We start from the raw sequence: 24146 nt of genomic DNA on the forward strand, positions 1-24146 counted from the left end.
ATCACCGACTGCCCGCCGACAGCCGTATCCGCCACCTTGCGTCGATAGCGGCTATGAACCCGCCGGGACAAGGTCTGGCAGTCCGGGCAGGCAAGTACTGCATCCGTAGGGGTCCGGGCCGAGAGCCATACCGTCCCGTCCACCCGACGCACCTGTTCCACCAGCACCTTCTCCAGGTGCGGAAACAGCAGACGCAGAAGGTCATCACACAATGGCCACGATGCCACCGCGATGACAATCCGTCACCCCATCACGAAAATCTTGCCAGATCCCACTTCTCCACGAAGTCACGGCGCTACTCCACCACCCTCGGCGACCTCCGCGCCGAACGGGCCGACCACATGCGCGACGAGGCCGTCAGCACTGGCCGACTCCCCCTCTTCGAGGAAGACACCGTTCTCGTCACCTCTCACTGGGACTACGCCGGACAGGGCCTGTCGGCCGGTGAAGCGCTCCTGGTAGCCGCCTTGACCGGTGTCCAACCACCTGACCACGCGAGTCGGCCGGAGGCTGCCCATGGATGACCTCGTGATCACCGTTGAAGAAGCCGCTCAGAAGCTCCGCATCAGCCGGTGGACCCTCTACACCCTGATCCGCTCCAACCAGCTCAGGACCATCAAGATCGGCCGTCGTCGGCTCGTCCCGGTCGACGCGCTGGCCGAATGTGTCGACAACCTCAAGGCGGTGGCGTGATGACCAGGACCAAACTCGGCACTCCTGAGGAAGAGCCGAAGGGCACCAAGAATCGCAAGACCCGTAAGCGGTCCAACGGGGAGGGAACGATCGTCCAGCGCAAGGACGGACGATATGAGGCGAAGGTCTTCGTCCCCACCACGGCGGGAACGATCAAGCGCGTCAGCGTCTACGGCAAGACCCGCGAGGAATGTCACGGCAAGTTCATCGAACTCAAGGCGCAAGCCGATCAAGGCATCCCAGTGGCCGCCGAAAGCTGGACGGTCGGCGACTATCTGACGTACTGGCTTGAGTATGTCGTCCGGGCCGAACGGCGTCCCAAGACCGTGCAGGGCTATGAGGGGGTGATCCGGCGCTACCTCATTCCCGCCCTCGGCCGGAAGCGACTCGACAAGCTGAACGCGGCCGAGGTCCGCCAGTTCGTCACGTCGCTGCGCAACGGCTGCCAGTGCTGCCAGCGGGGATGGGACAAGGCGCGCAAGCCCGCGGAGTGCTGCGCGAAAAAGGCCGGCACCTGCTGCGAGTACAAGATCCAGCCCCGCATGGTCCAGTCAATCCATGCCGTTCTTCGTAACGCTCTGGAGAGTGCGGTTCGCGAGGAGGTCATTCATCGGAATGTCGCCAAGCTCGTGAAGGTCTCGCCGCCCAAGTACAAGGTCAACAGGGGTCTGACGGTCATTCAGGCCAAGGCGATTCTCAAGGCGGCTCCGGGTCACCGCCTCGGCGCGCTGTACGTCCTGGCCGTCTGCCTCGGCCTGCGGCGCGGGGAACTCCTCGGGCTCCGCTGGCAAGACCTCGACCTGGAGACCGGAACGCTCGAAGTGATACAAACTCTTCAGCGGGTCGGCGGTCGGCTCCAGTTCGTGAAGCCCAAGACCGAAGACTCCGAGCGCACCATTCCGCTCCCGCCGATCTGCCTCGACGCTCTCAAGGAGCACCGCAGGCGGCAGTTCGCAGAACGGGCGGACCGCTGGCCGGACTGGGAGGATCACGGGCTCGTCTTCCCCTCCCGCCGCGGCACCCCCATGGAACCGGACAACCTGCGACGGAGCTGGGCGGAGATCCGCGCCACGGCCGGCCTCGGAGCCGTACGGCTTCACGACCTCCGACACACCTGCGTCAGCCTGCTCCTCGACCTCGGGGTGCCTCCACACATCGTCAAGGAGATCGTCGGACACTCCGACATCGAGGTGACCATGACCATCTACGCCCACTCGTCACTCAACGACAAGCGCGCAGCCCTTGGGAAGCTCGGCGATGCCCTTGGGTGAACTTCGGGAAGGGTTACAGGAACGCCTGGGACATCCGTTCCGGGCGTTCACTGTTGCATGAGCCGGGCCCTTACGTCCTCTGGGAGGAGGGGGAGGTAGTCATATCCAAGATCATCCAACTCTGTGCGCACCCATTGAGCCCCATGATCATCAGGCTCAAGCTTCCGCAAGTGGAATCTCAGACTCTCGACCGCTCGCCGCTCTCGCTCCCGATCACTTCCCGGCCTGAAGTCGCCCGGAAGGTTGTGGCAGATGTCGGCGATCATCCTTATGCGGTCGATGCGGCTGAGCGGGCTACTGAGCTCCTCACCACCCTGCAACTCCCGGCGCACGATGTGCGTCGTGGCGCGTATCTCGATGAACCCTCGGCCCATCAGATAGCGCACCGCGGTCTGAGCCGACGGATGTGCCTGCCGACGTCGTAGGAGCCGCCAGCCCATTACTCGCTCCCTCAATGAAAAGCGCGTTGTCGTCACCGTTGTCGTCAAGCACAACAAAAAGCGCCCCGGCCATAATCGGCTCGGGGCGTTTGTGCTGCTCAGCTGCTGTGGTCAGGGGCGGGGTCGAACCGCCGACCTTCCGCTTTTCAGGCGGACGCTCGTACCGACTGAGCTACCTGACCTCGGTGGTGGATCGAACACCTACCAGAGCGGTCCTGACGGGACTTGAACCCGCGACCTCCACCTTGACAGGGTGGCGAGCACTCCAAACTGCTCTACAGGACCTTGCTTCCGGGGCTTTTGTCCCGGTCGTTCTTGCCTCGCTTAGCCTACCAGTTTTCCGGAGGTCTTCGACCTGCCGTTTCCCTGGCGAGCCTTGGCTCGGCCGTGCCCCCAACGGGATTCGAACCCGTGTCGCCGCCTTGAAAGGGCGGTGTCCTAGGCCACTAGACGATGGGGGCTCAAGACTCTCGTCTCGTTCCGTTGCCGTCTTCCGCTGGAGACCTCTGAAGCATAGGGGACTTTTGCCCCCGATGCCAAAGCGGTTTGCGGCTTACGGCGTCGGTGTGACGGTGACAGACCCCGTTGGAGACGGGGTAATCGTCGGCACAGGAGAAATTGTACGGCCAGGGTCGGTCTCAACGTGACGCTGGATCTGGACCGACTGCTCTCCGAGCCCTCCCAGGGTGATGTCGTCCCAGGCCCGCAGGCGGTGAGTGTTGGCGTCGAAGTACAGAACAGAGGCGGCGACCGGGGTGGGTTCGTCGTGTTCGAGAGCCCGCAGACCGGCTCCGCCCGTGGATCCCTGGACCAGGAGGCGGGTGCCCGAGGGCAGCAACTCGGTAGATCGCTCGTGCGAGTGACCCGCGAGGATCATCGGGGCCGCACCGGAGAATCCCTTGGCGATCGTCGGGTCGTGGACGGCGACCAGATCGACCTGCTTGGGCAGCTTCGCCAGCTCGGCGGCGTGCGAGCGGCCGAGGGCGTCGAGCGATTCGAGGTTGGAGTCGACGGGGACGGACTTGTCCGGGGTGAACCGGGGGTCGCCCAGGCCGTAGACGCGCAGCCCCGCCACGGTCTTGGTCGCGTCGTCGAGGACGATCGCGCCCTTCTGCCTGGCCACGGCCCGCTGGGTGGCCATGGAGTCGTGGTTGCCCCTGACGAAGACGTACGGGACGCCGAAGGTGCCGATCTCCTCGGTGAACCTGTCCTCGGGGCCTGTGCCGTGGTCGGTCAGGTCACCGGTGTCGATGATCGCGTCGATCTTGAACTGGGCGGTGACCGAGCGGATGAGGTTCCAGGCGATGGGGCTGAGGTGGATGTCGGAGACGTGCAGCACCCGGATCGAGGTGGGGTCCGCGTCGTAGACCGGCAGGGCGGAGACGGCGTCGTAGAGCTGGGAGACGTTGTTGACGAGCTTGGCGAGCTGGACCCGGTAGGACTCGAACCTGGTCACGATCGACTCGGCGTCGCCGACGAGGGACGGCGCGCCGGCCAGCAGGCCGGTGTACTTGGGCTCCACCACGGAGTCCGGCCGGAAGGTCAGGGCGATGGCGGCCCCCGTACCGGCGATCGCGACGGTGACGCCCAGCAGGCCCGCGAGGGCCGGCCCCGGCCGACGGAAGACGATCAGGGACGTGACCAGGGCGCCCACCAGGCCGGAGAGCGCGGCGCGCATGATCAGCGTCCTGACACCGGCGCCAAGCTCCTCCTCCAGGAGCGCGGGGAGCCGGTCGGCGGAGAACCTCGGGTCGTCCAGGAATCCGCGGGCCCGGTCGGGATTGATGTTCTCCAGGGTCACGCGGAGACTGACCGGGGCGTCGTGGGTGTCGAACAGAAGTGTGCCGAAGGGGTGAGCGTCCACGACGGTCTCCCCGGCCCACGAGGGCTCCGCCGACATGCCGAGCTCCACCGGGCCGACGTTGGATCGTACGGCCCCGCCCAGCATGATTCCGAGCCACGCACCGGCTACGGCGACGACGGCGACGATCGCGCCGCGGACGATCCGGCCGGTGGCGAGACGACGGGCACCCTGGGTCCAATCAGCGAATTTCATGCGCCTCCACTTCTACCCGGGATGACGGGGCAGAATGACGGTTGTGATCGAGATCTCGCGGGAGAAGTTCGAAGAGCTCGTGGCCGAAGCTCTGGACACCATTCCCCCCGAGCTGACGAAAGTCATGGACAACGTGGTGCTCGTCGTCGTCGACGACCCACCCGAACCGGATCTTCTAGGTCTCTACACGGGTATCCCGCTCACCGATCGAGGCGACTGGTACGCAGGAGTGCTACCCGACCGGATCGAGATCTACCGCAACCCGATCTGCTCGATCTGCGAGACCGAGGACCAGGTCGTCGAAGAAGTGCAGATAACCGTTGTTCATGAGATCGCCCACCATTTCGGCATCGACGATGACCGGCTGCACGAGCTGGGCTGGTAGGTAACCCCGCACAGCACGTCAAAGGCCTCCTTTCCGGAATGTCGCGGCTTATCATTACAGTTTGCATGCGCTTGATTGCTTTCGGTTGCGCGGCGGCCCCGCAGCAGGCACCGTAGGTTACACAGTGAACACCTACAGTCAGTGTGCCTGCGAGCTCAGCGGAGTCCTATGGCGGCGACCAAGTCCGGCCGACTACCCGGGCGGCACCGCCGTCCGGCGGAACGCCAAGCGACCTACGGCGAGGTCATCGCCATCAGGGAGTTCCGTGCGCTCTGGCTCGGCCAGGGGCTTTCCCTCCTCGGCGACCAGCTCTCACGAGTGGCGCTGTCCGTCCTGGTCTTCGAACGGACGGACTCGCCCCTGGCGACGGCGTCGGTCTATGCCCTGACCTACCTGCCGCCGATCATCGGCGGACCGCTTCTCGCGGGACTCGCCGACCGCTACGCCCGCCGGCGCATCATGATCGCCTGTGACCTGCTCCGGGCTCTCCTGGTCGCGCTCATGGCGATTCCCGGCGTCTCGTTCGCCATGCTGTGCGTGCTGGTCTTCTGCGTGGTGCTGCTCAGCGCACCGTTCTCCGCGGCGCGGGCGGCCCTGCTGCCGGAGTTGCTCGAGGGCGACCGCTATGTCGCGGGCTCAGCCCTGCAGAACATGACCAACCAGGGCGCCCAGATGCTCGGCTTCGCCCTCGGGGGCGTCCTGATCATGGGAATGGGGCCGTACCGCGCGCTGGCGCTGGACTCGGCGACCTTCCTGGCCTCCGCGCTCATCATCGTCTCGGGGGTACGGCGGCGTCCCGCCCCCATCCCGGCCGACGAGAACCGGCCCTCGATGTGGACGATGACCCGCGCCGGCGCCAGGCTGGTCTTCGGCGACCCCCGGCTGCGTACGCTGGTGCTCTTCGCCTGGCTCTGTGGCTTCTACGTTCTGCCCGAGGGGATCGCGACCCCCTACGCCGACGAGCTGACCGGGAATCCCCGGCAACTCTCGCTGGTCACCGGCCTGCTGATGGGCGCCATGCCCACCGGTACCGTCGTCGGCGCGTTCCTGTACAGCCGCTACGTCAGCCCATCGAACCGGTTGCGGTCGATGGGCTGGATGGCGATGCTGACCTGCGCGCCGTTGATCCTGTGCGCCGCGCAGCCACCGCTTCCTGTGGTGCTGCTGTTGTGGTTCGTCTCGGGCCTGGGTGGGGCCTACCAGCTCGCGGCCAACGCCGCGTTCGTGCAGTGCGTTCCCGCCGAGCAGCGGGGACAGGCCTTCGGGCTGGTCCAGTCGGGCCTGCTGGCCTCCCAGGGCATCGGCATCCTGGTCGGCGGGGCCGCGGCCGACCACCTCGGCCCCGAGATGGTGGTCGCACTGGCCGGCGCGACCGGGCTTGCCATGGCGGCCGCGCTGGCCGTGCTCTGGAGGAATTCCCGCAGGGAGATCATCGAGAGGGTTCGCGCGGAGGCGACCTCCTGACTCACACCTGGGGACGGGTGTCGTCGTCCTGCCGCGGCGCCGTGCCGTACGGGGCCTGGGGGGCGGCGGGCGGGAAGGGGCTCTGGTGGGTGGGGTACTCCGGGGCCGCCTGGTGCGGCGCGCGGTGCTGGTTGGTGGCCTTGGCCCAGCCCTGCTCGGCCTTGGTCCTGGCGTCCACCCAGATCGGGTTGTCCTTGTTCTTCTCGATCACGTCCTGCAGGACCGACCGGTCCTTGCTCTCGTCGGGCAGGAGCACCCAGCCGATCGCGTAGACCGCCACCCCGAGACCACCGAAGAAGGTGGCGACGGCGAGGGCCGCGCGGATGATGTTGGGGTCCACCCCGGTGTAGCGTCCGAGGCCGGAGGCCACACCCGCGATGATGCGCCCGTCCTTGGTCCTGCGGAGCTGCTTGACGCCGGCGAAGTCGTTTTCGTTCATGTCCTCAGACTGCCCGAGAGCGAGCGTTCCTCACATCGGGATTCCCCCTGGCACGACCCTGACCTATACCCCTTCCCCGGCCGAATGCGACCCTGACATGTATCCCAGCCGCACCGGCAGTACCTTGAGGGCCGAGAGAGAGGAAACCTCATGGACGACCTCCTGCGCATCGACGACACGCTCGTAGAGGAGCAGCGCCTCATCCGCGACACCGTGCGGGAATTCGTCGCGGATCGGATCCTCCCCCACGTCGGCGACTGGTTCGAGGAGGCCGTCTTCCCCGCCCGCGAGCTCGCCCCGGCACTCGGCTCGCTCGGCGTGCTGGGCATGCATCTGGAGGGGTACGGCTGCGCGGGCCTCGACGCCGTCTCGTACGGCGTGGCCTGCCGCGAGCTGGAGGCGGGAGACTCCGGGCTGCGGTCGTTCGTGTCCGTGCAGGGCTCGCTCGCGATGTTCCCGATCTGGAAGTACGGCTCCGCGGAGCAGAAGGACGAGTGGCTTCCCCGGATGGCCGCGGGCGAGGCGATCGGCTGCTTCGGCCTGACCGAGCCCGACCAGGGCTCCGACCCCGCGGGCATGCGCACCCACGCCAAGCAGGACCCCTCGGGCGACTGGATCCTCAACGGCTCCAAGATGTGGATCACCAACGGCTCCATCGCCGACGTCGCCGTGGTCTGGGCGCAGACCGAGGAGGGCGTCCGCGGCTTCGTGGTGCCCACGGACACCCCGGGCTTCAGCGCGCCGGAAATCCACAGGAAGATGTCCCTGCGGGCCTCGGTGACCTCGTCGCTGTACTTCGACGACGTCCGCCTGCCCGCCTCCGCCGTACTGCCCGAGGTGCGTGGCCTGAAGGGCCCGCTGTCGTGCCTCTCGGAGGCCCGTTTCGGCATCGTGTGGGGCGTGGTGGGCGCCGCCCGCGCCTGCCTGGAGTCGGCCGTCGACTACTCCACCTCCCGCGTCCAGTTCGGCAGGCCCATCGGCGGTTTCCAGCTGACCCAGGAGAAACTCGCCTGGATGTACGTCGGCATGGGGCAGGCACAGCTCACCGCCCTCCACCTGGGCCGCCTCAAGGACGCGGGAACCCTCACCCCGCGCCAGGTCAGCTTCGGCAAGCTCGCCAACGTCCGGGCCGCCCTGGACATCGCCCGCCAGGCACGTTCCATCCTGGGCGGCAACGGCATCACCCTGGAGTATCCGGTGATCCGGCACATGAACAACCTGGAGAGCGTCCTGACGTACGAGGGGACCGAGGAGATCCACACGCTCGTGCTCGGCGAGGCCCTGACCGGCATCCCCGCCTACCGCTGACCCTCTCCGGGACTCACCGCCGCCTGGGGTGCCGCTGGGGCAGCCCCGAGGGACGCCACTCGGGGGCCAGGGCCGCCCTGCCGAGCTCCTCCTCCCAGGAGACGCCCGTACGCATGTAGAAGCGGAGCAGCTCGGCACTGGCGCGGGCGTCGGCCAGCGCGGCGTGAGCCCCGAGGAGCGGGATACCGGCGCGCTCGCAGCACGCGGCGAGCGTCCATCTGCCGTCGGGGATGAAGCCGGGCGCCAGCCGCTGCGTGCACAGGGTCTCGGTCACCCACTCGCTGCCGGGAAGGCTCCGCAGGAAGCGCAGGTCGAAGGAGGCGTTGTGGGCCACCAGGACCCGGCCGGCGACCCGCCGCCAGATCTCGTCCAGCAGCTCCTCGATCACCGGCGCGCCCTGGACCATCGCGCTGGTGATGCCGTGGACGTGGACGGCCCCGGTGCCGCGCCGGGGGTTGACCAGCGAGTGCCACTCGTCGACGGTCTCGCCCCGGGCGTCCAGCGAGATGAGCGCGATCTCGCAGATCCGGTCGCCCCTCGACGGCGAGAAACCTGTGGTCTCCACATCGACCACGACATACCCTGGGCGCGTGGAGACATGGGAGGTGAGGGCGGGCTCAAGCCCCGAGCTCGTCATGCCTGCCACTCTAGGAGCCGCTTCCGCCCCCCACCGGGCGTTCCGCAAACAGATGACCATGAATGGGCCTGGCGACGGACGTTAGTGGACACTATCCTCGGTACGCTGTCACCTGCGGGGCGTTAGCTCAATGGTTAGAGCTGCGGACTTTTAATCCGTAGGTTCTGGGTTCGAGTCCCAGGCGCCCTACCCCAACGACCTGGGCAGACTCCCCATTTCCTATTCGGGAAGTCTGCCCAGGGTTGCAATTAGGGTTGCAACGGTCGCCGCCGGGTTGCGGTCAGTCGTCCCACAGCGCTCGTCCCATCCGCCCAGCCGCCTCGATCGCGAGCGTCTCCGTGATGTGGGTGTATCGCTTGGTCGTGGTGAGCTGGGAATGTCCGAGGACCGCCTGAATCACCCGGATGTCCACCCCCTGTTCAAGCAGGAGCGTCGCGGCCGTGTGGCGCGCGTCGTGAACGCGGGCATCCTTGTCGATCTCGGCGAGTTGCAGCAGCTGTTTCCAGTCGTCCCAGTCGTCCCCGGCGTCGATCGGGTTTCCGTCCGGCGTGCACCACACGAGGTCCCAGTCCTGCCACCTGTCCCCCGCCGCTTCCCGTTCGAGCCTCTGTGCCTCCTTGTGGAGCTTGAGAAGAACGATCAAGGGCGGAGGCAGGGCGATGGATCGTTTGCCCTTGCCCTTCGGTTTGGTGAACGTCCAGCCCCCGGCACGATCCGGGCAGGCAAGAGCGTGCTTGGCGCAGTCGGCAGCACAGAACTTTGGACACGCGCCCCCGTGCTTGGTGCAGTTCTTACGGCACGCGGTGAGGCATACGTGCTGACGGCCAGAGGTGCGCTTGGCCTTGGGGCAGTCCTTCGGGCAGGGATAGCGATGGAGGCGTGCAGCGCAGGTGTGCGGGTCCTTACAGCCGTGCCGGTAGCGAAGCCGCTTGATCTGCCAGAACACCCGGATCACGCCCCTGTCCAGGTCCACGTACTTCCACCGCAGACCCAGCGACTCCGATTGCCGAAGTCCGAGCGCGAGCGCCACCGACCAGCGCGTACCGTTCCGGCGATCCTTCACCACGGCCAGAAGGTCTTGCGCCTCTTCCCTGAGCAGCGGCTCAATCTCGGTGTCTTCACCGGTCGGCGCGTCGATCATGCCGCAGACGTTGCGCGCGATCAGTTCACGCCGTACCGCCAGCTTGAGAGCCCGCGACAGGATTCGGTGAATCTGCAAGATCGTATTCGGCGACAGCCCTTCCTTAGCCAGTCCGGCATAGAAGGCATCCAGGTGATCGGGGCGAAGCCGGTCCAGCCGATGCGCGCCGAGCCGGGGAATGATCCACCATTCCGCTTTGGGCCGGTACGTGCTGTCCAGCGTGAGCTGACTGACCCGCATGGGCGCGATCTCGTCGAGGTAGGTCCGTATCCACTGGGCGACCGTGGGAACCTTCGTTCCGGCCTTGTCGATCTTTCCCGAGTCGCGCTGTTTCTCCAGCTGTTGCACCCTGGCCGTGACGATCGCTTCCGTCTTGCCCTTGCGGTGGCGACGGTCGGGAGTGCCGTCATCTTTGACGCCCATGGTCACCCAGCCGTGCCACTTGCCGTCTTTGCCGAAATAGATGGAAGACCGGCCGTTGGGCTTCTTCGACATCATGCCGCCTCTTCCTGCGTGAACCCTGCCTTGGTCTCCAGCGCGCGAGCGAATTCATGAAGCGCCCACCGGGGAACGAGCCGGTATCCCTCGTCCTTGATCGACTTGAGTTCACCGGTCTTGATCAGCCGGAACACCCTCGTACGGCTGATGCCGAGAACCACGGCGGCATCCTTGGGCCGGTAGAACAGTGGTTCCATGTCAGGCCGCCTCTCCGATTGCCGAAAGATCTGGAACAGGGATGCCGTCCGCTCTGGCCTGGAGTTCGACCAAGCGTGCTTTGGTGCGATGGCGATCGGCGACGCCTCGTAGCAGTCGTTTGGCCAGCGGGGTGCGGTTGGGGTCCTTGGAGGAGACCGGTCGCCAGACGTAGCGGTGGGAGTCGGTGGGGGTGTCGTCGGGCAGGCCGAGCATGTCGAGGACCCAGGCCCGGCGGTCGGCCTTGTGTTCGCGCAGGGTCTTGTTCGACCACTTGCGGGAGACCAGGACGCGGCGGCCCGCGTAGCCGAGGTGTTCGGCCTTGTGTGCCTTGCCCTTGCAGCGGCCTGGCAGCATGCCCGCCTTGGCGCCCTTGGGCTGGATTCCGTAGCGCAGCCAGTTCGGGCAGGTGGGCGAGCAGGGTTCGTAGCGCAGCGCTTCGACCATCCGGGTGGCGTGGTCACGGCGTGCGGGGTTTTCGGTGGCGGGGTCGTCAGGGTCGAGGGGGTCGCCGAGGCTCTTGGTCAGGTACTTGGTGAGGTAGCCGATGCGCTTGTGCGCGTCCGGCGATCCGGCGACGAGGCCCTGAACATCGACTTGAGTACCGAAGCGCACCACGTGTAGCGGTTCGGCCGCCTCGTCGTCCTGGTCGAGCTGGTCGAGTGCCTCGTCCCAGGTGGGCAGCAGTTCCCCGGTGGCGGGGTCGAGGTAGTCGCCTGCCTGGCCGTCCGGGTAGGTGGCGCCGTCGCCCAGGTCGGCTCGTTCCACCCAAATGGGCAGGTGCTCGCCGTCGAAGCGGACTTCACTGACCGATGGCCACCACACCTGGTGGTAGGTCGCGGCGGCAATCGCCTTGATCTCCGCACGGGGCATGGTCCCGCGGATGGCCATGTGCAGGTGAGGCGCGAGCCGCTTTTGTGGTTCGACGGTGGCGAAGTACTGCACGTCATAGCCCGCCACCCGGCGAAGGTTCTGCACGAACCGGTCGACGAGCTTGGAGAAGTGCAGGGCATCGCGGGCCGCGCGAGCGTAGTCGTAGGTGCTCGGATCGGCCGGCACGCCTAGGCCGGAGCGGATCTTGCCGTAGGAGGGCAGGGTGAGGGTGACGAACAGCGACGGCCGATACACCCTGCCATCGGGGGCGATGAAGGTCCGGCCGAGGGTGGTGTCTTGCTTGGTCCGCTTGGGCAGGTCCGGCGCATCCTGGCGACGCCTGGTCGACCGCGAGCGCTTGGGAGCCGTCCGCCCTCCCAGGACGTTGCCGCGCATCCCGGCGGCGTTGATCTCCGCATCAATGCCCGCGATGGCCTCGTCCCAGTCGGCGACCTCTTCGCCGTTCCTCTCGGCCTCATCGCGCTTGGCCTGGACGTCGGCCCGGAACTCGATCAGCCATTTCTGATCATCGGTGGAGGGGTGGGGTTCGGCGACGGGTTCGTGGTCGAGGTGCCAGCCTTCCCGGCATTGCGCCCGGCGGAGCTGCTGATTGCGTTTGGCGCACGGCGGGCACTTGGCTTCCTGCGTGGTGCCGCAGGGGATGTCGAAGGGTTCGCTCTGGCCGGTGTGGGTGTCCAGACGTCGCATCTCGATGGGGCGGATGCAGACCCCGTTGAGCTTGGCGACCTCGATGGCCACGTCCAGGGCGACGGGCAGGGTGTCACGCACCAGCCGGGGAAGGGTGCGATCAGCGCCGTCCGGAGGGGTGTCAGTTGAAGGGGTGTCGGTCGAGGGGATAACGAGAGTGTCGGTCACATGGCCCCCTTCGGGTCGACGAGGTCGGCGCAGAGCCGGTAGGCGTCGCGGTAGGGGTGTTTGCGCAGCCGCGCGGAGGCCAGGTCAACGATCATCACTTCGGCGAGGTCAGAGCCGTCGAGGGTGCGCAGCCGCCGGAAGGGAAGGCCCGCAATCTGGGCCGGGGTGCCGTGCAGGATGAGGCGCATCAGGCCGCCCCCTCCATCTCGATCGGCAGGGTGTCACTGGTCATCAGCGCCGCCATGTCTCTGATGTCGGCATCGGAGACGTAGGCCGCGCGGACCCGGATGGGGTCGGGAGAGGTCTCCAGTCGGACATAGGCGACGCCCGCGCCCTGCTCAGGGATCGGGGAGATGTGATCGGCCAGCGCTCCCCGACCCCGGGCACCGTCACCGAGAACCATGTCCACCTGCTCGGACTCATCCAGGCGAAGCGCGATCTTGTCGGGGAACAGGTTGCGGATGCTCATGACCTCCTTGCGCGGGTCCTGCAGAGCCGCCATCACGCCGAACCCGACCGCACGCCCCTGGGTGGTGAGGGTGGCCAGCGCGGCGGAGATGCGGAGCTTGAGGCCCTTGTCGGACTGGTAGGCGGTCAGGAACGCCACCTCATCAACGAGCACCAGGACGAACGGGTCATCCAGGGTGGGGGTGTGGGAGCGCTGGAGCCCGGCGTAGCGGTCGGCCCGCTCCTGCATGATCTTCACGGCTGCTTCCAGCAGATCGGCGCAGGCAGCCGGATCGGCGACGTAGCGGTCGGCGAAGATCTCGCGCCCGTAGGACAGTTCCATCCGCTTGGGATCCAGCGCCCACACCTGCGCGACACCGGCCCGGACCGCCGGAAGCAGGCCACGGATGGCCGACCACAGGAACGAGCCCTTGCCCGCACCTGTCGCTCCCGCGATCAGCACGTGTGTCCCATGGACCTTGAGCAGGTAGGGGCGGCCGTCCTCACATGTGCCGATCTCGACCGGCCCCACCGAGGCCGACACGGGAAGCGGAACCGCCGGCAGAGGGACGGCCAGCGGGTCACGGCGGGGAAAGGTCAGCTGGAGACGACCGGCCCGCACGATGGCCACCCGGCAGGAGGAGGCGCCGAAGCCGTGCGCGAGGTTCTCGATGCGGTCGGCCCAGTCCTTGACCGATTGGCCGCTGATCATCTTCACCGTGACCACATCGGCCCAGGACGTGCAGGAGACGCGGACGAGGTGGGGCAGGTAGTCGCGGCCCTGGAGGTGACGGCCGAGACCGGGGATGATCATTACCGGTTGCCAGTGCCGCCGGTAGATCCACACCAGTCGCCACCAGGCCAGCAGTCGCCAGCCCACCCAGCGCAGGAACGAGGCCCGATCCAGCAGCGCCCAGAGAGCCGTGTTCAAGACGAGCACGGCGAGCGGGGTGACGGCGAATTCCCAGCCGTACAGGATGCCGAGCACGGCGGGGACCGCGAGCAGGGTCACGATGACCGGGTGACGCCAGACGAGCCGGACGATTCCGGCCAGCAGACGCCACAGGAAGATGGTGATGGTGAGGATGGCCGGGGTACGGACCACGGCCGGGCGGAACACCACAGCGGTGTCAGGGGTGGTAGTGACGAGGGTGCGTGCCTCGTCACCGGGCAGTTTTTTGAACATTAGGCTGGAGCCTCTTCCTTGAGTTCGCGTGAGAGGGAGAACCGAGGGGCCGCCGGAATGCCAGTTCCAGCGGCCCCGCTTGCGTGTCAGGCCGCAGCGCTCTGCTTGGTCGAGGCCGCAGCGGATCGGGGAGCGCGCATCGCCCTGGCGCGCAGGGACCAGGCCAGGCGGCCGGTGTTCTGGTTGACGTATGCGGTGGCGGTCATGCCGTCGAACTCCACCGGGACGAACGGCATGTTGGGCAGCGGGAGCGGGGGCACCGGCTGAACCGGGGACAGGATCTTGACCGCCACCGTCTTCTGCGTGGCCTTGAGGGTGGGGTCTGCGTCCATGACGGCGACCTGCCAGACGAGTTCGCCGGTGTTCTTGTCCTTGGCGTAGACGGTGCGTCCGCCGGTCGAGGCGGTGAAGTCCTTGACCTGCTCGACCTCGCCAACGATGTAGCAGCCGTGCGGGAAGACCTGGTCGAAGCTGACGGGGATGGGGCCTTGGATGGCCATGATGTGCTCCCCTGTTGTCTAGTCGCTTTGTTGATAACTCGTACTGTCGAGTTACAAGCTAACTGATGAAACGCTCACTCGACAGTACGAGTTTCCGTGTTGGTATGTGACTTACATCACACTACAGAGAGTAGGCGTCTTCCAGCTCGTGGAGCGTCCCCGGAAGCGTGATCTCAAGAACCATGACAGGACGAGTCCCGGCGAAAACCCGAGAGACCACTCCCAGCACCGCCGTCGTCTTGCCCAGCTTCAGCAGCTTGATCTCATCGGCCGTCGGATGACGAGCCGCCAGACGCTCAATGACATGATCCAGCCGCAGACCCTTGACCGCCTGCACGTGTTGACGGATACCCGCCATCAACGGCAGCACCTTGCCCAGGTCGGTCCCCTCGGCCAGCTCGATCGGACACCACAGGGTGATCAGCTCACACGGCGCGCTGCCATCACTCAGCAAAACGCGTCGCATCACGACCGGCGCCTCGGTGGGCAGGTTCAGCATCGCCGCGATGTTCGCCGGAGCCGGACGTGAACCCGCTTCCAGCACCGAGGCGCCTTGATTGGCTTCGGGGCGATCGAGGACGGCACGGCCTGGCCGGGAGAAGTCCTCCTCAGCCACCGGGGGCGCCGCCTTCACGTACGACCCCTTGCCGTGCTCCCGGTCGATGAAGCCCCGCAGCTGCAACACCTGAAGCGCCCGCACCACAGTTGGCCGGCTGACTGCGAACTCCCGGATCAGCTGCGTCTCCGAGGGCAGCAGAGAACCAGGGGGATAAGTACCGTCCGCGATCTTGTTGCGAATTTGCGCAACGATCTGGGCGTACTTCGGAGGCGCGTATTCCTCGCCGGAAACGGACATGTCAACAACCCAACTACTCGACTTACCGTCAGCATAGACATCCGTGTCCGACTTGCATAGCAACCCCTCCTCTTTGGAGGAGCGCGGCGACGCCGGCCAGTGCCGAGGTTTCCCTCCCGGACCTCGACCGCCAAACGCCGCCGCACCCGCCTACACGGGCAACCGGCGCACCACGATCATGTCTCCGCGAGGGACGGTCGTGATGATCGACGACTGATCGCCGAACTCGCACAGCACCCAAACCCGGTGTCTCTCCGTCAGCGGCGAAGAGCCATGCCACAGCTGCTCGTCAACCTCGGCGACCTTCCCCCACGCCCACCCCTGCGCCAGACCTTCGCGCCCGTGGTCGCCACCCCGAACAGGAGTCATCTCGATTCCCGGCGGACCTCCCACAGCTCCGTAGGTGAAGGCCAGATACTCCCCGCCCCGCAACTCATCGGCCCTGCACACCTCAGCGGGTTCGGCATCCGGCGGCGCCTGGCACTCAGCGCGGCCCATGATGAACCCCCACGCTCTCCGGGGCCAGCCAGGACGGCATGTGCCGCTCCCGAAGATCCGTGTACATGAGCGCGATGCGGTGCGCGGCCCGTTCGGGGTCGGTGGCCGGATGCCAGGCGTAGACGAAGCGACCACGCTGGACGCTCCAGCCGGTACGCCACCAGAACCGGTCACCGTCGCACCAGACCACCAGGCCCACCCAGACCGACACCAACGCCAGCCCATACCCGTCGTGGATATCGCAGGCGATCTCTCGACCGGTGAGCTGAACTCGAAGAGTTTCTGCCGTCTCTACTGGAGACATCCCCGTGGGGATCAGCGGCTCAGAAGGGCCGGCTACTTCCCTCATGACCGCCGCTCCCCTATAGCGCCGGAAGCGAAACGCAGCCCCCAGCACATCGAGCACCGATCACGAACACGGAACAGGGACGCGGTCTCGCCGGATCCAGCGAGCAGCCCACGTCGAGGGCTTACGTACTTCCAACCTCGTCCGCCGCATGAAATGCACTGCTCAGCCATGACGTCAGGATTTCCCGAGGCCACGTCACGTCTCGACAGCGTTCATGTGTCGTCTTCGATCATGGCGTTTCGCTTTGTCTCTTCTATGTCTCCTATTGCTTCGCATTCATGGATAGCCTGGCGTTGCGAGATCCCTCCTACTCAAGGCGTTGATCATGACTGGTCGACAGATCGTGCTGAAGACACTGTTACAGCAACGCCATTGGCAGACATACAAGACTTTTTGTAAGGAGTACGACAAAGCCGCCAAAGTGGTTGATTCAACACTGCAAGGAAAGTGGCCGAGTCGTGCCCAGCTTCACCGCTGGCTCTCCGGAGAACTCAAAGGTCTGCCGTACTCCGATCACTGCCGAGTCCTGGAAGCGATGTTTCCCGGCCGGTCCATCGAAGAGCTGTTCTCCCTGAGCAATGGCGGGATTCCCGCGCCGCTGGTCACAACTGAGCCGACAAAGAGCGGTGGCCACGTCACCGAGATCTGTCCTACATCCCAGATGGCTGACGTGGCGGCCGTGTTCAGTAGCCGGTCGGCTTTCGCGTCCGCCTATCCGCCCTCAGCTCTGTTCGACACGGCCAGAGAGATCAATGCCGCCGGGTTGTCACTCAACGTGCTCTGCCAGAGCTACCCCGACCACCGGCTCAAGCAACTCCTCGAAAGCGGCACCAGGATTCGATGCCTGTTCCTCGACCCCCAGGGGAAGGCGATCCGCGCCCGCGAAGACGAGGAACGCTACACAGACGGCACACTCACCACGCTGACCGCCCTCAACATCAGCATGCTGAACCGCCTCAAGGAAAAACTCACCCCAGAGGCAGCCGAGCTGCTTGAGCTGCGTGTCTACGACGAGACGATCCGCTTCAACATCCTCATCGTGGACGGGACCACATGCGTGGTCCAGCCCTACCTCCCGCACGCTCGTGGAGTCGACTCACCTACCATCGTGATCAATGACAACACGGCCGCCGATGGGCTGTTCCCCGTCTTCGACCAGGTGTTCACCTCAATGTGGGAGCGGAGCAGCCCCGTATGACCGTCGACACCCACGCACTCCTACCGATAGCCGAGCAGGCCGTAACCATCGCCAGCGAGATCGTGAAAACCCGCCTCCCCGGAACCGTCACCGCCAAGGGCGATCGAGACATGGCCACCGAAGTCGACTACGCCGTAGAGCACGCGGTCCGTAACTTCCTGAGCCGGGAGACACCCGAGATCGGATTCGTCGGCGAGGAAGAAGGGGCCACAGCCGCTGCCGAAAGCGGCCTCAAGTGGGTACTCGACCCGATCGACGGAACCGCCAACTTCCTGCACGGCCTCCCGCTGTGCGGCGTCTCCCTCGGACTGGTCGACAAGGACATGCCAACCCTCGGCGTGATCGACCTGCCCTTCCTCGGCTCCCGCTACAGCGCGGCAGAAGGACATGGAGCCCACGCCAACGGACAAGAGATTCACGCGAGCGAGACCGGCGACCTTCACACCGCCGTGGTCGCCATGGGTGATTACGCCGTAGGCAGCGACGCGCAAACGAAGAACCGTCTCCGCCTGGCACTCACCCACGAACTCGTCCTCCGCGTGCAACGCATCCGGATGTTCGGAGCAGCCTCGATCGATCTCGCCTGGGTAGCGGAAGGCAAGGTCGACGCCCTCATCATGATGAGCAACAAACCGTGGGACACCGCCGCGGGAGTACTCATCGCCCGCGAGGCCGGCGCCAGCGTTGTGGACCTGGACGGCAGCCCGCACACCATGAACTCCGCAGCCACTATCGCGGCGAGCCCCAAAATCCTCGCTGATCTGGTCGAACTCCTCGCTGAGGCGCGCAAGGCCGCCGAGCGTAGCGAGTAGCTTGCCGAATTGTTCTTATGAGTATCAAGGCGGCGGCGCGGCGCGCCGCCGCACGGCCCTCCCGCCGCCCGCCGTCCGGGCGTGCGGCGTGGGCGCCGGTCCCGAACGGCGGCGGGAATCGGCCCGCCCGCCGCACCGCCCGCGCGCCGCACTCGACCATCGCCCGCCGCAGTGGGGCCGCACCGCCGCCCAAGGGCGAGAGCTTCGACTGGCAGGCCCAACCTCTTCGAGGCCCTTCGGGTGCTTCGCATTGCGCCGGCCCGCTCGCTCTCTCAGATCTGGAATCTCGCCCAGCTTCAACCGAATGCCTTCGGTGGGGGTACTAGGTAGTTGAGGTGGAAGCCTGATCTCCTCGCCTGTTGTGGGCACCGATGTAGTTCACTTCACTCGGCGATAACGCAGCTCACAGAGATTGCTCCAGTCGATGCTTCATCGGCAGGAACCCTGCCGCTTCGTAGAACGAAAGCGCCTCCTCGTTGAAGTCCCAGACCTCCGTAAGGAGGCGGCGGCATCCAGCCTCCCGTCCCGCGTCTCGAACAGCCTCCAGTAAGGCGGCCGCAACCCCATGGCGCCTCCCTAGCGGGGCCACGGCCAGTTGATCCAACCCGATCAACGAGTCAGCATGGGTGAGAACGGTGGGGGCAGACTGATGCAGGGTCGCACCTGCATAGCCAACACATTCGTCATCGAGCTCGGCGATGAAGATTCGCGCCGTCTCCTGGTCGAGCAGGTTTCCGAACATCTCTGTCAGATCTTCGAGCGAAGGAGTCGTGTAGAGATCCGGCCGATTCTCTACGTGGATGCCATGCACGTAATGGTTCATCTCAGCGAGCAGGGCAGCGTCTCTCCCTGGGGTTGCCTGGCGGATCCGTAGCTGTGACACCGCGTACCTCTTCCTCTGGCATAGGCACAGAAGAATTCATGGTCGCACCAGGGACCAGTATTCGCATCTCCAGAGCTATGCTTCCGCTCACCCACTCACGCAGTGTGCCAATGCAGCACGACGATCGCCAGGGGGCGGCTGATCCCCGAAGTGGTCGGGGGCGATCGCAGGTCTGGGGCCTCGTTCCTCAGCCCCAGCCCGCCGGGCACCAGGGTTGCACTTTGGGTTGCAATACAGAGGCGTTCAGAGCCGTTCAGGATGGACCACTCATGTCCTCTGACCTGCATTGAACTATTTGGAACAAGCCGAGGCCGATCTTTTAATCCGTAGGTTCTGGGTTCGAGTCCCAGGCGCCCTACCTGCGAAAACAGCAGTTGTCGATCTTGTTTTAAAGGGCGATGACAGCCACCTTTGACAGCCAAGAGGGCCGGCCCCCGTCAGGAGTCCGGCCCTCGGCATGTCTTTGATCACCCGAAAAGCCTCTTGGCGACCGCGTCGACGGCCGCCCGTTCGATGTCCGGGAGCACATGCGTGTAGGTGTTCATGGTCAGTCCGATCTGACTGTGACCCAGCGTTTTCATAACGGTTCGAGGCGAAGCGCCGGAGGCGAGCAGGAACGAGGCGCAGGCGTGGCGCAGGTCATGAAGCCTCAACCAGTCGAGCCCCGCCCTCTTTCGGGTGGCTCGCCACCGGGTGCTGAGATTGCCCGGTTCGATGGGTGTTCCGATCGTGGACGGGAAGATGAGCCCGAGGTTCTGCCACCGCTTGCCCGCGGCGAGCTGTTCGGCCGCCTGAGCCCGCTTGTGCTTGCGGAGCACCGCCAAGGTCGGTTCTGGCGCGGGAACGACTCGGCGAGACCTGTCCGTCTTGGGATCGACAAACTGAAGGGAGCCGTCCGCCCGCTGAAGCGTCTGCCGTACGGCGAGCAGCCCATTGGCGAAGTCGACGTCATCCCAACGGAGCCCGAGAAGTTCGCCACGCCGCAGGCCAAGCGTCAGCGCGCAGACCCAGAATGCTTCGAGCCGATCGTCCTTGATCACATCGAGCAGCCATCTGGCCTCCTCGATCGTGAGCACCCGAGCTTCCTCCCGGCGCACTGCCGGAGTCTTGACGAGTTTGGCGACGTTTCGATGCACCAGCTCTTCACGCTCGGCATCAGCCAGTGTGTTCCGGATCAGGCCGTGGATCTGCTTGACGGTGGCAGCCGACAGCCCTGATTCGGCTTTGGCTTCGACGAGCCGGCGGACATCGGTGGGAGTGAGCTTGTCGAGCTGCTTCCGGCCGAGAGCGGGGCCGATGTGATCTCTGATCAGTTGCCGATAGCCCCGGAGAGTCAACGGCCGAGTTCCCTGCCGCCGCTTCATCTCAACCCACTCGTCAAGCCATTCGGCGAACTTCCGAGGCTTGGCAGTGAGGTTCTGTCCCTTGCTCTGAGCTTCCCGGAGTTCTGCGAGCTTGCCGAGTGCTTCTTTCTCGGTCGCGCCGTAGACGGTCTTGCGGTTCCGCTTGCCGTCCGTCCAGCCGAGATCGATCTGTCCGACCCAGCGCCCATCGTTGCGCTTGAAGACGGAGCCCTCCCCCTGGGAACGGCGACGCTTACGGCTGCTGGTCATGCTGCCTCCTGCTCGATTGCCGAAACAAAAGCGGTGAGCGCCTCAACAGGGATGCGCCGCGAACGGCCGATCTTGACCGAGCGCAGTTCTCCGGAAGCCATCAGTTCGTAGATCTTGGTCTTGCCGATCCCGAGCATCTCGGATGCCTCACCTGCGGAGACGAGAAGCTTGTTGCCGGTGATCACGCCGCCACCTCCAGAGCTGAACTCGGGACGGGTTGTCCGTCTGCTCTGGCTTGGAGTTCGATCAGGCGTGCGCGGGTGCGCTGTCGGTTGGCGACCTCGCGTAGCAGCCGTTTGGCCAGCGGGGTGCGGTTGGGGTCTTTGGAGGAGACCGGTCGCCAGACGTAGCGGTGCGGGTCGGTCACGGTGTCGTCGGGCAGGCCGAGCATGTCGAGCACCCAGGCCCGGCGATCGGCCTTGTGTTCGCGGAGCGTCTTGTTCGACCACTTGCGGGAGACCAGGATGCGACGGCCGGCGTAGCCGAGGTGTTCGGCCTTGTGTGCCTTGCCGCGGCATCGGCCTGGCAGCATGCCCGCCTTGGCGCCTTTGGGCTGGATTCCGTAGCGCAGCCAGTTCGCGCACGCCGGGGAGCAGGGTTCATAACGCAGCGCTTCGACCATGCGGGTGGCATGGTCACGACGGCCCTGGTTGGCGACGTCGTTGGGGTCGAGGGGGTCGCCGAGGTTCTTGGTCAGGTACTTCGACAGGTAGATGAGGCACTGGTCGGCATCCGGTGATCCGGCCAGGACGCCCTGAACATCGGCTTGGGCGCCGAAGCGGACCACGTGCAGCGGTTCGGCCGTCTCGTCGGTGTCGAGCTGGTCGAGTGCCTCGTCCCAGGTGGGCAGCAGCTCACCCGTGGCCGGGTCGAGGTAGTCGCCGGCCTGCCCGTCGGGGTAAGGCTCAGCGCGTTCGGCCCGTTGTGTCCAGATGGGCAGGTGGTCACCGTCGAAGCGGACTTCGTCGACCGATGGCCACCACACCTGGTGGTAGGTGGCGGCGGCGATCGCCTTGACCTCCGCGCGCGGCATGGTGCCGCGGATGGCCATGTGCAGATGCGGAGCGAGCCGCTTTTGTGGTTCGACGGAGGCGAAGTACTGCACGTCATAGCCCGCCACCCGGCGAAGGTTCTGCACGAACCGGTCCACCAGCTTGGAGAAGTGCAGCGCGTCGCGAGCCGCCGCCGCGTAGTCGTAGGTGGCCGGGTTGACCGGCACACCGTTGTGGATGCGCCCGTAGGAGGGAAGCGTCAGGGTGACGAACAGGGACGGCCGGTAGACCTTGCCGTCGGAGGCGATGAAGGTCCGCCCCAGGGTGGTGTTCTGCTTGGCCCGCTTGGGCAGGTCCGGCGCATCCTGACGCCGTCTCGTCGAACGCGAGCGCTTCGGGGTCGCTCGACCGCCCAGGACGTTGCCGCGCATTCCCGCGGCGTTGATTTCGACATCGATGCCCGCGATGGCCTCGTCCCAGTCGAGGGTGTCTTCCCCGCCCCTCTCGGCCTCGTCGCGCTTGGCTTGCACGTCGGCCCGGAACTCAATCAGCCATTTCTGGTCGTCGGTGGAGGGGTGAGGTTCGGCGACGGGTTCGTGGTCGAGGTGCCAGCCCTCACGGCACTGAGCTTTGCGCAGCTGCTTGTTGCGGGTGGCGCACGGCGGGCACTTGGCTTCCTGGGTGGCGCCGTAGGGGATGTTGAACGACTCGGTCATGCCGGTGTGGGTGTCCAGGCGCCGCAGTTCGATCGGGCGGATGCAGACGCCGTTGTTCTTGGCGACTTCCACCGCGACGTCCAGGGCGAAGGGCAGGGTGTCACGGATGAGGCGGGGAAGGGTGCGGTCGGAGCCGTCCGGCGAGGTGGTGGGGGTGTTGGTCACCTGTCCTCCTCTCGGGCGAGCACGTCGGCGGTGAAGCGGTAGGAGGCGCTGTAGGGGTCACGGCGCAGCCGGATGTTGACCAGGTCGGAGAGCACCAGCTCAAAGCGCGGCGGGGAGTCGGACAGGGGGCTGAGGAGGCGGAAGGGGATGGTGTCGATCTCGGCGAGGGTGCCCTGGATGATGATCTTCACTGGTGTGCCTCCGCAGCGAAGTCGGCGACCATGGCGCGGATGTCGGCATCGGAGACGTAGCCGGCACGAGCGCGGATCGGCTCAGGTGAGGTCTCCAGGCGGACGTAGCCGATGCCTGCGCCCTGCTCGGGGACCGGGGAGATGTGATCGGCCAGTGCCCCGCGGTCGCGTGCGCCGTCGCCGAGCACCATGTCCACCTGCTCGGACTCATCGAGGCGGAGGGCGATCTTGTCGGGAAACAGGTTGCGGACGTTCATGACCTCCTTGCGCGGATCCTGGAGGGCGGCCATCACGCCGAAGCCGACCGCGCGGCCCTGGGTGGTGAGCGTTGCCAGCGCGGCGGAGATGCGGAGCTTGAGGCCCTTGTCGGATTGATAGGCGGTCAGGAACGCCACCTCGTCGACCACCACCAGGACGAACGGATCCTCGACCGTGGGGGTGTGGTTGCGCTGGAGGCCGGCGAACCGGTCGGCCCGCTCCTGCATGACCGTCACCGCCGCTTCCAGCAGATCGGCGCAGTCGGCAGGGTTCGCGGCGTAGCGGTCACCGAACAGGGTGCGTCCGAAGGACAGTTCCATCCGTTTGGGGTCCAGCGCCCACACCTGAACCAGGCCCGCCCGCACCGCAGGCAGTAGAGCGCGGATGGTGGACCAGATGATGGAGCCCTTGCCCGCTCCGGTGGCGCCGGCCACCAGGACATGGGTGCCGTGGACCTTGAGCCGCCACGGGGTGCCGTCCTCACACTGGCCGATCTCGACCGGCCCGACCGATGCCACCTCGGGGATGGGCAGGGCGGGTAAGGGGGTGGCCAGCGGGTCACGCCGGGGAAAGGCCAGCAGCAAACGGCCCGACCGGGCCACCGTGACCCGACAGGAGGTGGCGCCGAATCCGTGGGCGAGGTGTTCGATGCGGTCGGTCCAGTCCTTGACCGCCTGTCCGCTGATCATCTTCACCGTGATCAGGTCCGCCCACGAGGTGCAGGTGACGCGCACGATGCGAGGCAGGTAGTCCCGTCCGCGTAGGTTCCGGCCGAGACCGGAGACGATCATCACCGGTTGCCAGTGTCGCCGGTAGATCCACACCAGTCGCCACCAGGCCAGCAGCCGCCAGCCCATCCAGCGGTTGAACGAGGCCCGATCGAAGAACGGCCACGGCGCCAGCAGCGAGAAGGCAACGGTGACCACGACCAGGGCGAGGCGCCAGCCGTACAGGATGCCGAGCACTGCGGGAACGGCGAGCACGGCCACGGCGATCGGGTGACGCCAGACGAGTCGGACGATTCCGGCCAGCAGACGCCACAAGAAGATGGTGATGGTGATGGTGAGGATGGCCGGGGTACGGACCACGGCCGGGCGGAACACCACAGCGGTATCGGGGGTCGTGGTGACGAGAGTGCGTGCCTCGTCGCCGGGCAGTTTTTTGAACATTAGGCTGGAGCCTCTTCCTTGAATTCGCGTGAGAGGG

At 66.1% G+C, this 24146-nt stretch carries 28 protein-coding genes and 4 tRNA genes; 9 read left to right on the forward strand and 23 right to left on the reverse strand.

Annotated elements, in window-relative coordinates; genetic code table 11:
* Positions 1 to 227: transposase family protein (locus ACSDR0_RS12675; protein ID WP_435288965.1), on the reverse strand; the 227-nt coding region annotated here is incomplete at its 3' end.
* Here ACSDR0_RS12675 and ACSDR0_RS12680 point away from each other — a divergent pair.
* The 3 genes from ACSDR0_RS12680 to ACSDR0_RS12690 are packed head-to-tail and all read left to right on the forward strand — an operon-like array spanning position 177 to position 1964.
* Entirely contained in the window at positions 177 to 524 is a 348-nt protein-coding gene (locus ACSDR0_RS12680; RefSeq protein WP_435288966.1) for a replication initiator, read from the forward strand. The two genes, ACSDR0_RS12675 and ACSDR0_RS12680, sit on opposite strands and share 51 nt — an antisense overlap.
* A complete protein-coding gene (locus tag ACSDR0_RS12685) occupies positions 517 to 693 on the forward strand; it encodes a helix-turn-helix domain-containing protein (protein ID WP_355628709.1) in 177 nt (58 codons plus the stop codon). Before ACSDR0_RS12680 ends, ACSDR0_RS12685 begins: the two co-directional genes overlap by 8 nt.
* Positions 693 to 1964, forward strand: coding sequence for a tyrosine-type recombinase/integrase (locus ACSDR0_RS12690; protein ID WP_435288967.1), 1272 nt, complete (start codon positions 693 to 695; stop codon positions 1962 to 1964). Before ACSDR0_RS12685 ends, ACSDR0_RS12690 begins: the two co-directional genes overlap by 1 nt.
* 47 nt (positions 1965 to 2011) lie before the next feature.
* On the opposite strand, the gene ACSDR0_RS12695 is transcribed toward ACSDR0_RS12690, so the two are convergent.
* The 5 genes from ACSDR0_RS12695 to ACSDR0_RS12715 all read right to left on the reverse strand — a co-directional run bounded on the left by ACSDR0_RS12695 (position 2012) and on the right by ACSDR0_RS12715 (position 4460).
* The gene (locus ACSDR0_RS12695; RefSeq protein ID WP_435288968.1) at positions 2012 to 2404 is read right to left on the reverse strand and encodes a hypothetical protein; all 393 of its coding nucleotides are present in this window, start codon (positions 2402 to 2404) and stop codon (positions 2012 to 2014) included.
* Between the two features lie 108 nt (positions 2405 to 2512).
* A tRNA-Phe gene (locus tag ACSDR0_RS12700) sits at positions 2513 to 2586 on the reverse strand.
* 28 nt (positions 2587 to 2614) lie between these two features.
* Positions 2615 to 2689: transfer RNA gene (locus ACSDR0_RS12705), tRNA-Asp, on the reverse strand.
* A gap of 103 nt (positions 2690 to 2792) precedes the next feature.
* Positions 2793 to 2865, reverse strand: a tRNA-Glu gene (locus tag ACSDR0_RS12710).
* A gap of 92 nt (positions 2866 to 2957) precedes the next feature.
* Entirely contained in the window at positions 2958 to 4460 is a 1503-nt protein-coding gene (locus ACSDR0_RS12715) for a metallophosphoesterase family protein (protein WP_435288969.1), read from the reverse strand.
* Positions 4461 to 4494: 34 nt separating this feature from the next.
* Between ACSDR0_RS12715 and ACSDR0_RS12720 the strand changes: the two genes are divergently transcribed.
* Both ACSDR0_RS12720 and ACSDR0_RS12725 read left to right on the forward strand, forming a co-directional pair.
* Positions 4495 to 4845 carry a metallopeptidase family protein gene (locus ACSDR0_RS12720; RefSeq protein ID WP_435288970.1) on the forward strand — a complete coding sequence of 117 codons (351 nt, stop codon included), beginning with the start codon at positions 4495 to 4497 and terminating at the stop codon, positions 4843 to 4845.
* A 168-nt stretch (positions 4846 to 5013) separates the two neighbouring features.
* Complete coding sequence (locus ACSDR0_RS12725; RefSeq protein WP_435288971.1) at positions 5014 to 6309, forward strand: MFS transporter; 1296 nt, start codon at positions 5014 to 5016, stop codon at positions 6307 to 6309.
* Position 6310: 1 nt separating this feature from the next.
* Here the strand turns inward: ACSDR0_RS12725 and ACSDR0_RS12730 are convergent, their stop codons facing one another.
* A complete protein-coding gene (locus ACSDR0_RS12730; RefSeq protein WP_435288972.1) occupies positions 6311 to 6748 on the reverse strand; it encodes a PspC domain-containing protein in 438 nt (145 codons plus the stop codon).
* Positions 6749 to 6898: 150 nt separating this feature from the next.
* Here ACSDR0_RS12730 and ACSDR0_RS12735 point away from each other — a divergent pair, with 150 nt between their 5' ends.
* On the forward strand, positions 6899 to 8056 hold the full coding sequence (locus ACSDR0_RS12735; protein ID WP_435288973.1) for an acyl-CoA dehydrogenase family protein: 1158 nt from the start codon (positions 6899 to 6901) through the stop codon (positions 8054 to 8056).
* Between the two features lie 13 nt (positions 8057 to 8069).
* On the opposite strand, the gene ACSDR0_RS12740 is transcribed toward ACSDR0_RS12735, so the two are convergent.
* The gene (locus ACSDR0_RS12740) at positions 8070 to 8693 is read right to left on the reverse strand and encodes a 3'-5' exonuclease (RefSeq protein WP_435288974.1); all 624 of its coding nucleotides are present in this window, start codon (positions 8691 to 8693) and stop codon (positions 8070 to 8072) included.
* A 116-nt stretch (positions 8694 to 8809) separates the two neighbouring features.
* Here ACSDR0_RS12740 and ACSDR0_RS12745 point away from each other — a divergent pair.
* Positions 8810 to 8882 (forward strand) — tRNA-Lys (locus ACSDR0_RS12745).
* A gap of 91 nt (positions 8883 to 8973) precedes the next feature.
* Here ACSDR0_RS12745 and ACSDR0_RS12750 read toward each other — a convergent pair.
* The 9 genes from ACSDR0_RS12750 to ACSDR0_RS12790 all read right to left on the reverse strand — a co-directional run bounded on the left by ACSDR0_RS12750 (position 8974) and on the right by ACSDR0_RS12790 (position 16112).
* Positions 8974 to 10332 (reverse strand): tyrosine-type recombinase/integrase, encoded by a 1359-nt coding sequence (locus ACSDR0_RS12750; RefSeq protein WP_435288975.1) that lies wholly within the window; start codon positions 10330 to 10332, stop codon positions 8974 to 8976.
* Positions 10329 to 10529, reverse strand: a complete 201-nt coding sequence (locus tag ACSDR0_RS12755; RefSeq protein ID WP_435288976.1) for a helix-turn-helix domain-containing protein — start codon at positions 10527 to 10529, stop codon at positions 10329 to 10331. Before ACSDR0_RS12755 ends, ACSDR0_RS12750 begins: the two co-directional genes overlap by 4 nt.
* A gap of 1 nt (position 10530) precedes the next feature.
* The gene (locus ACSDR0_RS12760; protein ID WP_435288977.1) at positions 10531 to 12276 is read right to left on the reverse strand and encodes a replication initiator; all 1746 of its coding nucleotides are present in this window, start codon (positions 12274 to 12276) and stop codon (positions 10531 to 10533) included.
* Entirely contained in the window at positions 12273 to 12464 is a 192-nt protein-coding gene (locus tag ACSDR0_RS12765; RefSeq protein ID WP_435288978.1) for a hypothetical protein, read from the reverse strand. The genes ACSDR0_RS12760 and ACSDR0_RS12765 overlap by 4 nt, the downstream gene beginning before the upstream one ends.
* Positions 12464 to 13909 carry an FtsK/SpoIIIE domain-containing protein gene (locus ACSDR0_RS12770; RefSeq protein ID WP_435288979.1) on the reverse strand — a complete coding sequence of 482 codons (1446 nt, stop codon included), beginning with the start codon at positions 13907 to 13909 and terminating at the stop codon, positions 12464 to 12466. Before ACSDR0_RS12770 ends, ACSDR0_RS12765 begins: the two co-directional genes overlap by 1 nt.
* Before the next feature lie 86 nt (positions 13910 to 13995).
* A complete protein-coding gene (locus ACSDR0_RS12775; RefSeq protein ID WP_435288980.1) occupies positions 13996 to 14409 on the reverse strand; it encodes a plasmid replication, integration and excision activator in 414 nt (137 codons plus the stop codon).
* 121 nt (positions 14410 to 14530) lie between these two features.
* Entirely contained in the window at positions 14531 to 15265 is a 735-nt protein-coding gene (locus tag ACSDR0_RS12780; RefSeq protein ID WP_435288981.1) for a GntR family transcriptional regulator, read from the reverse strand.
* A 150-nt stretch (positions 15266 to 15415) separates the two neighbouring features.
* Positions 15416 to 15634, reverse strand: coding sequence for a hypothetical protein (locus ACSDR0_RS12785; protein ID WP_435288982.1), 219 nt, complete (start codon positions 15632 to 15634; stop codon positions 15416 to 15418).
* A gap of 115 nt (positions 15635 to 15749) precedes the next feature.
* Positions 15750 to 16112: a hypothetical protein gene (locus tag ACSDR0_RS12790; RefSeq protein WP_435288983.1), complete on the reverse strand. Its 363-nt coding sequence runs from the start codon at positions 16110 to 16112 to the stop codon at positions 15750 to 15752.
* A 325-nt stretch (positions 16113 to 16437) separates the two neighbouring features.
* On the opposite strand from ACSDR0_RS12790, the gene ACSDR0_RS12795 reads away from it, so the two are divergent.
* Both ACSDR0_RS12795 and ACSDR0_RS12800 read left to right on the forward strand, forming a co-directional pair.
* On the forward strand, positions 16438 to 17310 hold the full coding sequence (locus tag ACSDR0_RS12795; protein WP_435288984.1) for a DUF5919 domain-containing protein: 873 nt from the start codon (positions 16438 to 16440) through the stop codon (positions 17308 to 17310).
* Positions 17307 to 18122, forward strand: coding sequence for an inositol monophosphatase family protein (locus tag ACSDR0_RS12800; RefSeq protein WP_435288985.1), 816 nt, complete (start codon positions 17307 to 17309; stop codon positions 18120 to 18122). The genes ACSDR0_RS12795 and ACSDR0_RS12800 overlap by 4 nt, the downstream gene beginning before the upstream one ends.
* A gap of 403 nt (positions 18123 to 18525) precedes the next feature.
* On the opposite strand, the gene ACSDR0_RS12805 is transcribed toward ACSDR0_RS12800, so the two are convergent.
* The 6 genes from ACSDR0_RS12805 to ACSDR0_RS12830 form a co-directional block, all read right to left on the reverse strand.
* Positions 18526 to 18945, reverse strand: a complete 420-nt coding sequence (locus tag ACSDR0_RS12805) for a GNAT family N-acetyltransferase (protein ID WP_435288986.1) — start codon at positions 18943 to 18945, stop codon at positions 18526 to 18528.
* 527 nt (positions 18946 to 19472) lie between these two features.
* Positions 19473 to 20618, reverse strand: a complete 1146-nt coding sequence (locus ACSDR0_RS12810; RefSeq protein ID WP_435288987.1) for a tyrosine-type recombinase/integrase — start codon at positions 20616 to 20618, stop codon at positions 19473 to 19475.
* Positions 20615 to 20803 (reverse strand): helix-turn-helix domain-containing protein, encoded by a 189-nt coding sequence (locus ACSDR0_RS12815; RefSeq protein WP_435288988.1) that lies wholly within the window; start codon positions 20801 to 20803, stop codon positions 20615 to 20617. Before ACSDR0_RS12815 ends, ACSDR0_RS12810 begins: the two co-directional genes overlap by 4 nt.
* Positions 20800 to 22491: a replication initiator gene (locus tag ACSDR0_RS12820; protein ID WP_435288989.1), complete on the reverse strand. Its 1692-nt coding sequence runs from the start codon at positions 22489 to 22491 to the stop codon at positions 20800 to 20802. Before ACSDR0_RS12820 ends, ACSDR0_RS12815 begins: the two co-directional genes overlap by 4 nt.
* The gene (locus ACSDR0_RS12825; protein ID WP_435288990.1) at positions 22488 to 22682 is read right to left on the reverse strand and encodes a hypothetical protein; all 195 of its coding nucleotides are present in this window, start codon (positions 22680 to 22682) and stop codon (positions 22488 to 22490) included. The genes ACSDR0_RS12820 and ACSDR0_RS12825 overlap by 4 nt, the downstream gene beginning before the upstream one ends.
* Complete coding sequence (locus tag ACSDR0_RS12830) at positions 22679 to 24109, reverse strand: FtsK/SpoIIIE domain-containing protein (protein WP_435288991.1); 1431 nt, start codon at positions 24107 to 24109, stop codon at positions 22679 to 22681. The genes ACSDR0_RS12825 and ACSDR0_RS12830 overlap by 4 nt, the downstream gene beginning before the upstream one ends.
* Positions 24110 to 24146: the final 37 nt, after the last annotated feature.

This window comes from Streptosporangium sp. G11 (assembly GCF_051192615.1).
Taxonomy (GTDB): domain Bacteria; phylum Actinomycetota; class Actinomycetes; order Streptosporangiales; family Streptosporangiaceae; genus Streptosporangium.